Source organism: Siphonobacter sp. SORGH_AS_1065 (genome assembly GCF_030818595.1).
Classification (GTDB): Bacteria; Bacteroidota; Bacteroidia; order Cytophagales; family Spirosomataceae; genus Siphonobacter.
In genome coordinates this window covers 3,928,656-3,942,164 of the sequence record NZ_JAUTAM010000004.1, presented here as the reverse complement: position 1 = coordinate 3,942,164, position 13,509 = coordinate 3,928,656, and the positions used below count along the sequence as shown (strand labels likewise).

Sequence of the window (13,509 nt, the reverse complement as noted above, 5' to 3'; positions counted from 1 at the left end):
GTTGTTTAAAAGTTAGAAAAAGTTTTGCAGGCTATTGCCGCACTCGTTTCAAACTTTCAAACCTAACCGAAAGGTTCTATCAACGCTCTAACTACGCTTTATCAAACCATCTAATCATAAGATTAATCCGTAAAAGTTTATAGAATTCTATCCAGTTAAGTTATGGCCGTACTTGGGAGTCTATTGAAAAGAGGAATTGGGTTGACAGGAACTGTCATACGCCGTCGCCGGGTCAATGGATTGAAATCGCAGCGTAAAGCCTTCATTAAGCTATTAAATAAGGCTCGTTACACTGCTTTTGGTGAAAAATATCAGTTTGAGCGAATCCTCTCCTGGGCTCTCTTCCGCAAGGATGAGCAGTTTTATGAGGAATACAGAAAGATCGTTCCCATTCACGACTATAATAAAATGTACAGTGAATGGTGGCATCTGACCAAGGAAGGCGAAAAGAACGTTTCCTGGCCCGGTCGGGTGAAGTTTTTTGCGTTGAGTTCTGGAACTTCCGAATCGGCTTCCAAATACATTCCGGTAACCAAAGACATGGTAAAGGCCATGCAACGTACCAGTATTCGTCAGATTCTGGCATTGTCGGAATTCAAAAACCTTTCGAATGAGCTATTTGAAAAAGGATACCTCATGCTGGGTGGAAGTACCGACCTCAAGTTCAGCGGTCGGTATTTTGAAGGTGATTTGAGTGGAATTAATGCTTCACAGATTCCTTTCTGGTTCGAGCGTTTTTATAAGCCCGGCAAAGAAATCGCCCGCATTCGCGATTGGGAGCACAAACTCGAAGAGATTACCAAACAGGCAAAAGACTGGGATATTGGGTATGTAGTGGGCGTTCCGGCCTGGATTCAATTACTTCTGGAGCGGATCATTAAGCATTATAATCTCAAGCACATTCACGAAATCTGGCCGAATCTGGAAGTATTTGGTTGGGGTGGCGTTTCGTTTGAGCCTTACCGGGTTGGCTTTGAGAAGCTATTGGGAAAACCCATCACGTATATTGAGACGTATCTGGCTTCGGAAGGTTTCATGGCTTATCAGGCTCGTCCCGATGCCAAAGGCATGCAATTAGCTCTGAATCAGGGCATTTTCTTTGAATTCATTCCTTTTAATGACGAAAATTTCAACGGCGAGGGTGAAGTAAAGGCCAATGCCAAGAGTTTGATGATTTCCGATGTGGAAGAAGGCGTTGAATATGCTCTGCTGATCTCCACCTGCTCGGGAGCCTGGCGTTACCTCATTGGCGATACCGTTCGCTTTACGGATAAAAAACGTTACGAAATTACCATCACCGGACGGACCAAGCATTACCTGAGTATGTGCGGAGAACACCTTTCGGTAGACAATATGAACCGGGCTTTGGAATTAGCCTGCCATGAGCTGAAGATTTCGGTACCCGAGTTTACCGTGGCTGGTGTTCCTTACCATTCGCTGTTTGCTCACCACTGGTACATCGGTACCGACGATGCGGTGGATGTTGAAAAACTGCAGGTATTGATTGACGAAAAACTGAAGGACCTCAACGACGATTACGCCGTTGAACGTCGACACGCCCTAAAAGAGGTACTGGTAACGGTTTTACCCACCCAAACCTTTTATGACTGGATGGCGTCGAAGGGGAAAATGGGCGGTCAGCACAAATTCCCCCGGGTATTACGCAAAATGATGATTCAGGAATGGGAAGAGTTTTTATCCAAAAAAGGATACGAAGCTTCCGTCACTGCTAATAAATGATCGGCTTGCCGAGGCAGAAAATGCCGGTCACAAAACCAGTTTAAATGTCGGAGTTCTTTCACGCATAAAGGACTCATGAATTCAGGAACCAGTCCGTCTTGCACCAGGCGGGCTGTTTTTTTTAGGTCCAGAAAACGCATTTCATCCGGCTGCCCAGGTTTGGCTCCCCAGTTATACACGGGTAATACCTGCACATTCGTCAGAAGCGTTTTAGGAACGCCCTGCTCAGACCCTTTTTCGATAGTTAACTTCAGTAAGGGCACCAGACGATCCCAGACGAAAATATCATACGCCACAAAATCGGCTAGCGAGTAGATAGCAAAACCCGCTTTCTTTTCACCCGAAAATGGATCGGTAAAATCCACTCGCTCCATCGGTTGAGGATTATGCGGATGACTGCCGAGAATAATATCTACGCCACATTCCCGAAAAACCCGATGATAGATTTCTACCGTATGAGCCGAAGGATAAGCCTGATAGGCATTCCCCGTATGAAATAAAAACACCACCAGATCGGCTCCCCGCTGACGTACGTTTTTGACCTGAGTACGTATGAACGAGAGATCAGCTTCTGGCCGATTCAGGCGTTCGTAATTTGCAAGCCATTCTTTACCGGGCTCCGTTTCGAATTTATTCAGATTGGAAGTCCAGGAAAGAAAGGCTATCCGAATACCGTTTCGCTCCAAAATTGGCGGTTCTTCGGCCTTTTTAGCATCAGTAGCCGTTCCTACGTGGGCTACCTTTTTCTTCTTTAAGAATTCAATGGTTTTAAAAACCCCCTCTTCTCCCTGATCCAGGCTGTGGTTGTTTGCGGTACAAAGCAAATCATACCCTTTATACGCACCATTTCCAGAAAAAATGGAAAACATTTCGTCGGAACCGTTGAAATGCATGTCGTTCAGCATTACCTCTGGTACGGCGGAGGCGGGTTTATCGGTGTCAATCGGTGTTTCCAGATTGGCTACAACCAGGTCAGCCCCAAAGAACCATTCGCCTACTTCATCCCACAAATGTTGAGTAGCGGATGGGTTTACTCGCTCATAAGGCATTAAATCACCCCCAGCCGTAAGCGTAATACGGGACTCTGGTATAAAAGCAGGGGAAGGCGTAAAGTCCAGCGTTTGCGAACGAAAATGTTCTTCCAGATTTCCCTGAGCTTCTACCGGTGGAGCGATGTAATATTTGTACCCCAGATAAGCCGCTCCCTTGTAGGGCGATAAACGCGGGTTTTCTTCAAAATTAGGCAAGGGTTTCCGCCAGGTGTTTTTTTTCAGCCAGTACAAAGGCTTATAGGCACGAATAAGGTTTCGTAGTAATCGTTCGCCCTTTTGGGTGTAGGGCATCACCGGAAACGATTGAGCGTCTGGATTAGTAGCTTTCATGGGGTACACTAATAAAAGGGTAACGAGGAATCAACACAGTTTATTAGCTTGCACTAATCCAGATTTCTACCTGACGATAGAATAAATAAAGGCCAGTACCCACAAAAACGGCCCCGCTTACGCGATTTACCCAGGTAATGACCGTATTATTCAGAAAACGCTTGATCCGCTGGGCAAAGAAGGCAATGGCTACCTGCGTCATAAAAATGGCTAGCAGACAGGCTCCGAAATAGGCGATTCGCAAGTCCAATTCGTATTTGAGCACTCCCTTTACATAGGCAGATACAGATACCCAAATAATGAAGTTCGCCGGGTTCGTTGCGTTAAGGGTAAAACCAATGCCGAAGAATTTCAGAAACTGAAAAAATCGTCTCTTGGGTTGCGTAGCGGGAATTTGAGCACTGGCTTTGCGAATGGTACTGGCTCCCATCGCAATCAGGAAGATGGAACCGGCTATTCGTAAAAACGTATCGAAATGAGGAAAGTTTGGAATAAACGAAGTCCCCGTTAAGGCAACAAAAATGAAAATCGAATCACAAACGATGACTCCCGTAGAAATCCGTAATCCGCTTTTCCAGCCGTAGTCCAGGCTATTACGGATTAATGAAAAGAACACTGCTCCTAAAGTGATGCACATCACAAAGCCGGACGAGAATCCGAAAAAAAGAGCTTCCCAGAACTGTAAAGTCATTTAGTAGAGGATAATTTCTATAAATCGTAAGCTTATAAATGGTTTGATAAAGTTTGAGGTTGTTTGAAGAGGTTTGAACGTCTGAAGTGAGTTTGATAGTAATCACTCCAACGAAATCTAACTTTCAAACCTCTTCAAACTTAGATCATCAAACGTGTTCAAACATTCTAACTTTCCAAACCTAATCAAACGCCTCTCAAACGAGCTACTTTTAACAAGCCGTATACACTGAGAGAATCGGTGATTTTATTATTCATGACCATTTCAACGGCTTCCGTGAGAGGTAACTTCCAGATTTGTAATACTTCCGTTTCATCAAATTCGGTTTCGCCCTGTTCCAGATTTTCTGCCACAAAAATGAAACCTTCTTCGTCCGTTACGGAGTTAGAGGTATGGATGCGACCAATCATTTCCCATTTCTGAGCCATGAGTCCGGTTTCTTCCTTCAATTCACGTTGAGCGGAAAGTAAGACGTCCACATCGATGCTTCCGCCCCCCATGGGAATTTCCCAGGAGTATTCTTCCAGCGGGTAACGGTACTGGCCCACTAGCCAGGTGTTGCCTTCGTTGTCAATAGGAATAATACCGATGGCTTTATTTTTAAAATGAGCCACGCCATAAATGCCGGGGGTTCCGGCGGGAGTAATAACCTCTTCATGGCGAAGAGTAATCCAGGGATTATCGTAGACCTCCTTCGAAGAGACGGTTTTCCAAGGGGATAGTTCATTTTGCATCTTGCAAAAATAGGGCATGACTGCGGTTCCGGCATTTAAATCCTTAATTTTGCACGCCCAAGTTTACGAACGGGGGCATTTTTTTATTAAAGCCATGTCATTAAGTAAAAAACAGCAGCTCATCTGGTTATCTTTTGGGGTAAGTGTCGTTTTGATGCTACTCAAGTTTGTAGCCTGGTGGCTGACGGGTTCCAGTGCCATTTTATCGGATGCTCTGGAATCTATTGTCAACGTACTTGCCAGCGGATTTGCTACCTACAGCGTCTATCTGGCCTCCCAGCCCAGCGATTTAAATCACCCTTACGGTCACGGTAAAATTGAATTCTTCTCGGCAGGACTCGAAGGCGTTCTGATTCTGCTTGCGGGAATTTTCATCATTATTCAGGCCATTCGTCAGTGGATTTACCCTGAACCCCTTCAGGAACTCGACACGGGGATGTTACTCGTCGCCATCACGATGGTGGTTAACTATGCCGTGGGTTATTACGTTCAGAAAGAAGGCGAAAAGCAGTCCTCTCCTTCGCTTATTGCCGACGGAAAGCACTTACAGCTCGACGCGTTTTCAACTTTAATCCTGCTTTTCGGAATCGGCCTGGTTTTGTTATCCGGCTTCCTCTGGCTCGACCGCCTGATATCGATTGTGTTTGGCGTAATTCTGATTTTCAATGGATTCCAAATTGCCCGAAAATCGGCAGCGGGTTTAATGGACGAAGCAGACGATGCCACCGTGAAGCGAGTCGTAGAAATTCTGAAAGAGCACCGGAAAGAATACTGGATTGACATCCATAATCTCAGAATCCAGCATTACGGAGCCGATTTACACATTGACTGTCACCTGACCTTACCGTATTACTGGGATCTGGAAAAGGTACATACAGCCGTGCATGAAGTAGAAGCTATTGTTGACCTGGAATTTAACTCCAGAGTTGAAGTGTTCATTCACGTAGACCCCTGTTTGCCCGCCTGTTGTCATCATTGTCAGTTGAAAAACTGTCCCGTACGTCAGTATCCCTGCATGAAAGAGATTAAGTGGAATCGGGAAAATCTGGTGTTAAATCAGAAGCATTTCCTTCTGGCACTGGATGAGAACAAAGCCGATAACCAGCAGTAGGTCAGGGATTAAGCCTCTGTCAATTAACAAAAAACGCCTCTAGAAAGTTAGGTACTTTTGGGAGGCGTTTTTTGTATATGAACTTCTTAGGCCACAGCTAACGAGCACACGAACATCCCGATAGGTTTGAACCTATGGTTAGCTATATAAGCATTAAAGCTGTAAGTACTTCAGGAATTCCTGCTTTTTGCTTTCTTCCTCAAACTTACCTCCGTAGAAAGAGGTAACGGTGGAAGAAGTAGGATCTTCAATACCCCGCATCGAAACGCAAAGGTGTTTGGCGTCAACGACTACCGCTACGTCTTCTGTACCTAATACACGTTGTAATTCACGAGCAATCTGCATCGTCATCCGCTCCTGAACCTGTGGACGTTTGGCGAAGTGCTGCACCAGGCGGTTCAGTTTCGAAAGACCAATGACCTTACCGTTCGAGATATAGGCCACGTGAGCTTTTCCCATAATAGGCACAAAGTGGTGCTCACAGTTAGAATAAAACTGGATGTCCCGCTCCACCAGCATCTCCTGATAGCGATACTTGTTATCAAAAAGCGTCGTAGAAGGGTAATTTTTAGGGTCTAAACCACTAAAAATTTCCTTTACGTACATTTTGGCTACTCGCTTGGGCGTGCCTTTCAGGCTATCATCATTCAAATCAAGACCTAACGTCAACATGATTTCGCGAAAATGCTCCTGAATCTTTTCGATTTTTTCATCATCGGACAATTCAAAGGCGTCGGCCCGAAGGGGGGTATCAACGGAGGTAGCAATGTGGTCTTCCCCCAGTTCTTCATCAGAAAACGTAATCTTAGTATCCGACAACAGGGTATTCAACGAAATTTCGTTCGGTTTCATACAGACGAATTTTTAAGTCAAGCTTTGAATCGAGCTCGGCCCGAAGCTTGTCGTAGATAACAATGGCTATATTCTCAGCCGTTGGGTTGAGTTGAGCGAATTCTTCAGTGTCCAGATTTAAGTTCTGATGGTCAAAACGATCACTCACGTGCGTTTTGATTAAATCGGACAAATATTTTAAATCGACAACATATCCGGTTTCCGGGTCAACAGAGCCCGTCACCTGCACAATAAGTTCATAGTTGTGCCCGTGATAATTCGGATTATTGCAGAGGCCAAATACTGCTTTATTTTTTTCATCCGACCAATTGGGATTATGCAGTCGATGAGCAGCATTAAAATGTTCCTTTCGGAACACGGCAACTCTCTTTTCTTCCATAAGGTACAGGCTTCTGTCTACTAGTGTTTCTTTGAATGGGAGGCCGTCTGAAAGTTTGTCAGCAACGCCCGGCCATTCGAGGAAAGAGCAATTCTTGTGTCAAAGAAACTGAACTCTTTGAACAAATGTTCCTTTCTTTCGATAAAAAGCAAAAAAGTCTTTCGTGAAGATGAGTTAGGTGAATTGTTCCAACCACAAAGTTTTGCGAATCATTTTTCAGTAAAATTTGCCCATATCCCTTAAAAACTAATTGCTTACCCTCTTTTTTGTAATAAAATCCAAACCATATTTGGTAGATCAATCATTTGGATGCAGGTAATTATTAAAATTATTTATAAATTCACGAACTTTTATCAACTGCTTAACGCACTTACACTCCCTATTCTATATCTAACTTTCTATGTCTCAAACAGCTAAACCGCAGCAGTCGTACCTGGGCCCATTGATTATTATTGGTGTACTGTTTTTCATTTTCGGCTTCGTGACGTGGGTAAACAGCGTGTTGATTGTCTTTTTCAAAAATGCTTTTCAACTCAGTACGTTCTCGTCTAACCTCGTTGCCACTTCCTTTTTTATCTCCTATGCTCTGATGGCCATTCCTTCTTCTTGGTTACTGAAGAAAACGGGCTTTAAAATGGGCATGTCTTTTGGCCTAGTTACCATGGCCGTTGGTACCTTAATTTTTGTTCCGGCGGCTAAAACCCTTTCCTATCCTTTGTTTCTCGTTGGTTTATTTCTGATTGGAATTGGGTTAACTATTCTACAAACTGCTTCAAATCCCTATGTAACCATCCTGGGCCCTCGTGAAAGTGCGGCTCAGCGTATTAGTTTTATGGGGGTAGCTAATAAACTGGCGGGTATTACTAGCCAGCTTATTTTCGGTAGTCTTTTGTTATCGAATGCTACTACGGATAGTTCGGCCACACTTGAAAAAGTAGTAACACCATATATGATTTTAACGGGTGTATTGATCGTTCTGGCTATCTGGATTCGTTTCTCTAATCTTCCTGAAGTGTCTGAAGAAGATGATGATATTACTGAACACGTAACCACAACTCGTACCAGCGTCTGGCAATTTCCTAATCTTGTCTTAGGCATTCTGGCTTTGTTCTGTTACGTGGGAGCAGAAGTAATCTCAGGAGATACCATCATTAACTATGGCTTATCAATTGGGTTTTCAAGCGACGAAGCAAAGTATTTTACGGCCTACACCCTGTATGGCATGCTGGCAGGATATATTCTAGGTATTGTCTTAATCCCTAAAGTTCTTTCTCAGCAACTTGCCATGCGAATTGGAGCGATCCTAGGCATTATACTCTCTATTGCCGCATTGCTAACTACGGGCTTTACCTCTGTGTTATGTGTTGCTTTAATTGGTTTCGCCAACGCCCCTATCTGGCCTGCCATCTGGCCTCTGGCCCTAAATAAACTAGGTAAATTTACTAAGCTGGCTTCAGCACTATTAATTATGGGTATTACGGGTGGAGCTTTACTTCCTCTTATTCATGGCTACCTCACTGATACCGTAAGTCCTCAATTAGCCTACGGACTTCTTATCCCTTTGTATGCGTACATCCTGTTCTATGCCCTGATTGGTCACAAAAAACAGTCCTGGTAAGCTACGGCTAGAGTAATTATAGAAAAGGCTATTTGAGGAATCTCAAATAGCCTTTTTTCATTAATGCGTAATTTATTACGTAAGGTCGAATATTCATTCTATAGCATTACTACAAGAAATTGATGAATCAGAGGTAATATTTGCAAAGTGTCTATCGAACATTTCTTCTGTTTTGATCGTTAAGATTCAGGTATATTTTTAGTAAATAACTCGCGGATACGCCTGCCCCCCACTACCTTTGCAGGACGAGCTTTTATCTAAGTACATGCAAGTAAAATCGGAATTTCAAATGCCTGATTCCATGGCAGCTGGCCCATCCTATAGTCAATCATTAACTTCCTATACCCGCCGACCCACCACACAGGTTCGCGTGGGAGATCTCTGGATGGGCTCTGATTACCCCATTCGTGTTCAGTCCATGACTACTGTAGACACGATGGATACCCTGGGTTCGGTGGAACAATCCATCCGCATGATTGAAGCCGGGTGTGAACTCGTGCGTATTACCGCTCCGAGTGTGAAAGAAGCTCAGAATTTAGATAATATTCGAAAAGAACTGAATCGTCGGGGTTACCATACTCCGATTTGTGCGGATATTCACTTTACCCCCAATGCTGCCGAGTTAGCTGCTCGTCTCGTTGAAAAAGTGCGGATTAACCCCGGTAACTACGCCGATAAAAAGCGTTTCGAAATCATTGATTATACCGAACAGGCGTATCAGGATGAAATTCAGCGGATTCGCGATAAATTCATTCCCCTGGTTCGGATTTGTAAGGAATACGGCACCGCCATGCGAATTGGAACCAACCATGGTTCTTTATCCGACCGGATTATGAGTCGTTACGGCGACACCCCGGTAGGAATGGTAGAGTCGGCTCTGGAATTCTTACGGATTTGTGAAGATGAGAATTTTACGAATATCGTTATCTCCATGAAGTCTTCCAATCCTCAAGTAATGGTCGAGGCGTATCGCTTGTTATCCAAAAAGTTACAGGAGGAAAAACTCAACCCTTACCCGCTACACTTAGGGGTAACTGAAGCTGGGGAAGGCGAAGACGGGCGTACCAAATCGGCCATGGGCATCGGTACGCTTCTCGAAGATGGTCTGGGAGATACCGTTCGGGTAAGCTTAACGGAAGATCCTGAATTTGAAATTCCCGTGGCTCGTACGCTGGTCGATCGTTATAACAACCGCAGCGAAACCGCCTCCTTCATCGAACCGATTGACGTAATACCCATCGATCCTTATAGTTACTCGCGTCGGATAACGGCAGAAGTTGAAAACTTTGGCGGGAAAAATGTACCCCGGGTAATTGCCGATTTTTCTCAAATCGACATCAGCGAACCCGCTGATTTACAACCCATCGGGCATTTCTATTTACCTGCTACCGATAAATGGGCGATGAACGACCTCGGAGCTGATTATATCTATTCCGGTGCCCGGCCCGTTCCTTTCATGTTACCCAATGGCCTGAAAGAAATTATTGATTATACAACCTGGAATACCCTCAAGGATCAGAGTCGGACTTATCCTCTACTAACTAAAGAGGAATACCTCATTACTATCCTGAGTGGCAGCGTTTTACAGGCTACTCATTTTATAAAACTACAAATCAGCGATTGCGAAGGAGATATTCTGAATTACTTACAGGAAGATCCTTACGCCATTCTCGTTATTGAAACGAAGAACACGCACGCGATGGCCGAGCTTCGTCGTTTGTTCTTCAAATTAGCCCAACATCGCATTCATTTGCCCGTAGTAACCCAGTGGACGCAACACAGTGATTCCGTAGATCAAACTACGCTTTACGCGGCCACGGATTGTGGGGGTTTACTGGTAGATGGCTTAGGCGATGGCTTGTTATTAAAACAGACTGATTCCGCTGGTCACCAGAAAAACAACGCTAAATTTCTAAACTCACTGGCGTTTGGGATTTTGCAGGCGGCCCGTACCCGGATGAGCAAAACGGAGTATATCTCCTGCCCTTCCTGTGGACGTACGCTATTCGATTTACAGGACACTACGGCCCGAATTCGACAAAGAACAGACCACCTCAAGGGAATTAAAATCGGGATTATGGGTTGTATAGTTAACGGCCCCGGTGAAATGGCTGACGCAGATTACGGTTATGTAGGTATGGGCGTAAACAAGATTGCTCTTTATCGCGGTCAGGAAGTGGTCAAACGCTCCGTCCCTGCCGACCGGGCACTCGATGAACTTATTGAACTTATGCGTGAAGACGGCGTCTGGAAAGAACCCGAAGCCGTTTTAGAGTAAATTAAAGTGGTTTGAGGTAGATAGTATTCTATCATTCAGAATTCTAACTCAAAACTACAAACTCAAAACACCAAACGAATTTCATGGAAAATCGCATTAAAAAACAATTTCAACTGGGCGAAGCCTTTCGTTATTTTTTTCGCGTTTTCGGAAAAAAAGACCCCTCTCGCCCCGATAGCTTCAATTTAAGACTCATGCACGGCATCAACAAGATCAGCATTGTGATGTTCCTGTTTTGTTTGATTGTGATGATTGTACGGGCTTTTACTCGTTAATAAAAATTCATCCCCGTGAATTTAGAATTGTTCCGTGAGCATTGCCTGCGTATGCAGGGCGTTACTGAAGAAACCCCTTTCGGGCCTGATACCTTGGTTTATAAGGTAATGGGAAAGGTTTTTGCCCTAACCCCACTGGATACCGAATCCTTCTCCTGTAACCTCAAATGCGATCCCGAAAGGGCATTGGAGTTACGGGAGCAATATGACTGGATTCAGCCGGGGTATCACATGAATAAAAAACACTGGAATACCGTTACGAGTCCTGTGGGAAGTTCAGATACGCTCATTAAGGAATTAACCAACCATTCCTACGACTTGGTGAAATCCAGTTTACCCAGAAAATTACAGGCTGAACTAGCTCAGCTTCCCAATTGAAACTATGGAAACGATTGCCCTGATCCTGTTATTCATTCCCTACGTGATTATTCGGTATTTCACGGAAGATCATGACACGCCCGCCGATAAGGACCGGAAGCGTTTCAGCGAGGGTATTGATCTGGTAAAGAACAAGCAATACGAAGAAGCTCACGCCTACTTCTTTTTGCTGGTAGATCGTTATCCTAAATCAGCCATTGCTTACCTCTACCGGGGCATTTGTAATTATTACCTCGGCAACTATTACTCAGCCCTGTACGACTTCACTCATTCCGCTTCTTTCGATAATACCCAATGGGAATGTTTCCTTTACAAAGGACTTTCGCATTTAGAACTCGGCGAATCAGATCAGGCCTTTCTGGAACTGGATAAAGCCGTTTGGCACTCGCGTTCAGAAAATCCAAATGTGCTCCGTTTTCGGGGTGAAGCCCGTTACCGCCTCCAGCAAATGGACGCCGCTCGTCGCGACTGGGAGCAGGCCGCTCAATTGGGAGATGAAAACGCCGCCCATTACCTGCAATTGCATTTCGGTTCTCCTACGCGACTGAAGAAATAACCCGGATCGGGCCGATCTTCATTTATTTTGAAACTTTTTTGAGGGATAGAGTGAATTTGTCAGGTCTTGACAGAAAAGAACGCTATTCGTATGAACGCCACATTACTCTCTGTTAAGCCGTTCCTGAGCGAAGATTTCCTCCTCCAAACTGAAACCGCTCGTGTACTGTATCATGATTATGCACGAGAAATGCCCATAATCGATTACCATTGCCATCTTCCTCCCGATCAGATTGCTGCGGATAAAAGCTTTGCAAATTTGACCCAGATCTGGCTTTATGGCGATCATTATAAGTGGCGTGCCATGCGGACGAATGGGGTGGCGGAACGCTATTGCACCGGGGACGCGACCGATTTCGAAAAGTTCCAGAAATGGGCTGAAACGGTTCCTTATACCATGAGAAATCCTTTATATCACTGGACTCACCTGGAGTTACAGCGATATTTTGGCATTGATCGCGTTCTGAATGGCCAATCGGCTAAAGAGATTTATGAGGAAGCTACGGCTTTGTTGAATACGCCGGATTACACGGTGCGGAACCTGCTTCGCCGGATGAACGTCGAGACGGTTTGTACAACGGATGATCCATCGGACGATCTGAAATTTCACCAGCAATTGGTGAATGAAGGTTTTGACATCAAAGTGTTACCGACCTTCCGTCCCGATAAGGCTATGCTTTCGATTGATGATCCGTCGGATTTTAATGCTTACGTCGACAAAATCGAAGGCGTTTCCAATAGTTCAATCAGTACGTATGACGATTACGTAGCGGCTCTCCGCCAGCGTCACGACTTTTTCGCTTCTTTGGGCGGTCGCTTGTCTGACCACGGCCTGGAGCACATGTACACCGCTGAGTATACAGAATCCGAAATTCGTACGATTTTTGCTAAAGCCCGCAGCGGACAGTTACCCTCCGTAGAAGAACGTCTGAAGTTCAAATCTGCCATGTTGCTCGAATTTGCCATCATGGACTGGGAAAAGGGCTGGACGCAACAGTATCACCTCGGTGCTTTGCGGAATAACAATGCCCGGCTGCTTCGTCAGTTGGGTCCTGATACGGGTTGGGATTCCATCGGAGACTTTGGGCAGGCTCGTCCGTTAAGCACCTTCCTCGGCATGCTGGATAACGACGATAAACTGGCCAAGACCATTCTTTATAACCTCAATCCAGCCGATAACGAAGTGTTTGCGACGATGATCGGTAATTTCAACGATGGCAGCACACCCGGCAAGATTCAGTGGGGTTCGGGCTGGTGGTTTCTGGATCAGAAGGACGGCATGGAGAAGCAGATCAACGCTCTGTCTAACATGGGTTTGCTGAGCCGCTTCTTAGGAATGCTAACGGACTCACGCAGTTTCCTGTCCTACCCTCGTCACGAATATTTCCGTCGTATTCTTTGTAATATGATTGGAAATGACGTTGAAAACGGGGAGTTACCCGCCGACACCGAATGGCTCGGCCAGATGGTTCAGAACATTTGTTACAACAATGCGAAAGAGTACTTCAAGTTTTAA

General features: G+C 44.9%; 13 protein-coding genes. 8 read left to right on the top strand and 5 right to left on the bottom strand.

Going from position 1 to position 13,509, the window contains the following annotated elements:
• Positions 1-162 precede the first annotated feature (162 nt).
• Positions 163-1,740 carry a GH3 auxin-responsive promoter family protein gene (locus QE390_RS17015; protein ID WP_307143024.1) on the top strand — a complete coding sequence of 526 codons (1,578 nt, stop codon included), beginning with the start codon at positions 163-165 and terminating at the stop codon, positions 1,738-1,740.
• Here the strand turns inward: QE390_RS17015 and QE390_RS17010 are convergent.
• The 3 genes from QE390_RS17010 to QE390_RS17000 form a co-directional block, all read right to left on the bottom strand.
• The gene (locus QE390_RS17010; RefSeq protein ID WP_307143023.1) at positions 1,677-3,122 is read right to left on the bottom strand and encodes a CapA family protein; all 1,446 of its coding nucleotides are present in this window, start codon (positions 3,120-3,122) and stop codon (positions 1,677-1,679) included. The two genes, QE390_RS17015 and QE390_RS17010, sit on opposite strands and share 64 nt — an antisense overlap.
• 43 nt (positions 3,123-3,165) lie before the next feature.
• The gene (locus QE390_RS17005; protein ID WP_106634792.1) at positions 3,166-3,813 is read right to left on the bottom strand and encodes a LysE family translocator; all 648 of its coding nucleotides are present in this window, start codon (positions 3,811-3,813) and stop codon (positions 3,166-3,168) included.
• Between the two features lie 185 nt (positions 3,814-3,998).
• Positions 3,999-4,547 (bottom strand): NUDIX hydrolase, encoded by a 549-nt coding sequence (locus QE390_RS17000; protein WP_307143022.1) that lies wholly within the window; start codon positions 4,545-4,547, stop codon positions 3,999-4,001.
• A gap of 94 nt (positions 4,548-4,641) precedes the next feature.
• Between QE390_RS17000 and QE390_RS16995 the strand changes: the two genes are divergently transcribed.
• The gene (locus QE390_RS16995) at positions 4,642-5,658 is read left to right on the top strand and encodes a cation diffusion facilitator family transporter (protein WP_307143021.1); all 1,017 of its coding nucleotides are present in this window, start codon (positions 4,642-4,644) and stop codon (positions 5,656-5,658) included.
• 153 nt (positions 5,659-5,811) lie between these two features.
• On the opposite strand, the gene folE is transcribed toward QE390_RS16995, so the two are convergent.
• Positions 5,812-6,510 (bottom strand): GTP cyclohydrolase I FolE, encoded by a 699-nt coding sequence (gene folE / locus QE390_RS16990; RefSeq protein WP_307143020.1) that lies wholly within the window; start codon positions 6,508-6,510, stop codon positions 5,812-5,814.
• Entirely contained in the window at positions 6,464-6,889 is a 426-nt protein-coding gene (locus tag QE390_RS16985; protein ID WP_106634794.1) for a 6-carboxytetrahydropterin synthase, read from the bottom strand. The genes folE and QE390_RS16985 overlap by 47 nt, the downstream gene beginning before the upstream one ends.
• Before the next feature lie 400 nt (positions 6,890-7,289).
• Here QE390_RS16985 and QE390_RS16980 point away from each other — a divergent pair, with 400 nt between their 5' ends.
• The 6 genes from QE390_RS16980 (at position 7,290) to uxaC (ending at position 13,509) form a co-directional block, all read left to right on the top strand.
• Entirely contained in the window at positions 7,290-8,507 is a 1,218-nt protein-coding gene (locus tag QE390_RS16980) for a sugar MFS transporter (protein WP_307143019.1), read from the top strand.
• 265 nt (positions 8,508-8,772) lie between these two features.
• Positions 8,773-10,785 (top strand): (E)-4-hydroxy-3-methylbut-2-enyl-diphosphate synthase, encoded by a 2,013-nt coding sequence (gene ispG / locus QE390_RS16975; protein ID WP_307143018.1) that lies wholly within the window; start codon positions 8,773-8,775, stop codon positions 10,783-10,785.
• An 83-nt stretch (positions 10,786-10,868) separates the two neighbouring features.
• A complete protein-coding gene (locus QE390_RS16970; RefSeq protein WP_106634796.1) occupies positions 10,869-11,060 on the top strand; it encodes a DUF6728 family protein in 192 nt (63 codons plus the stop codon).
• Positions 11,061-11,075: 15 nt separating this feature from the next.
• On the top strand, positions 11,076-11,438 hold the full coding sequence (locus QE390_RS16965; protein WP_106634797.1) for an MmcQ/YjbR family DNA-binding protein: 363 nt from the start codon (positions 11,076-11,078) through the stop codon (positions 11,436-11,438).
• A gap of 4 nt (positions 11,439-11,442) precedes the next feature.
• Positions 11,443-11,994, top strand: a complete 552-nt coding sequence (locus QE390_RS16960; protein WP_106634798.1) for a tetratricopeptide repeat protein — start codon at positions 11,443-11,445, stop codon at positions 11,992-11,994.
• Between the two features lie 90 nt (positions 11,995-12,084).
• Positions 12,085-13,509: a glucuronate isomerase gene (uxaC, locus tag QE390_RS16955; protein WP_307143017.1), complete on the top strand. Its 1,425-nt coding sequence runs from the start codon at positions 12,085-12,087 to the stop codon at positions 13,507-13,509.

Excerpts from the sequence above, each read along its gene's own strand:
- QE390_RS17015 (WP_307143024.1), top strand. The coding sequence starts at position 163 with ATGGCCGTACTTGGGAGTCTATTGAAAAGAGGAATTGGGTTGACAGGA.
- QE390_RS17010 (WP_307143023.1), bottom strand. The coding sequence starts at position 3,122 with ATGAAAGCTACTAATCCAGACGCTCAATCGTTTCCGGTGATGCCCTAC.
- QE390_RS17005 (WP_106634792.1), bottom strand. The coding sequence starts at position 3,813 with ATGACTTTACAGTTCTGGGAAGCTCTTTTTTTCGGATTCTCGTCCGGC.
- QE390_RS17000 (WP_307143022.1), bottom strand. The coding sequence starts at position 4,547 with ATGCAAAATGAACTATCCCCTTGGAAAACCGTCTCTTCGAAGGAGGTC.
- QE390_RS16995 (WP_307143021.1), top strand. The coding sequence starts at position 4,642 with ATGTCATTAAGTAAAAAACAGCAGCTCATCTGGTTATCTTTTGGGGTA.
- folE (WP_307143020.1), bottom strand. The coding sequence starts at position 6,510 with ATGAAACCGAACGAAATTTCGTTGAATACCCTGTTGTCGGATACTAAG.
- QE390_RS16985 (WP_106634794.1), bottom strand. The coding sequence starts at position 6,889 with ATGGAAGAAAAGAGAGTTGCCGTGTTCCGAAAGGAACATTTTAATGCT.
- QE390_RS16980 (WP_307143019.1), top strand. The coding sequence starts at position 7,290 with ATGTCTCAAACAGCTAAACCGCAGCAGTCGTACCTGGGCCCATTGATT.
- ispG (WP_307143018.1), top strand. The coding sequence starts at position 8,773 with ATGCAAGTAAAATCGGAATTTCAAATGCCTGATTCCATGGCAGCTGGC.
- QE390_RS16970 (WP_106634796.1), top strand. The coding sequence starts at position 10,869 with ATGGAAAATCGCATTAAAAAACAATTTCAACTGGGCGAAGCCTTTCGT.
- QE390_RS16960 (WP_106634798.1), top strand. The coding sequence starts at position 11,443 with ATGGAAACGATTGCCCTGATCCTGTTATTCATTCCCTACGTGATTATT.
- uxaC (WP_307143017.1), top strand. The coding sequence starts at position 12,085 with ATGAACGCCACATTACTCTCTGTTAAGCCGTTCCTGAGCGAAGATTTC.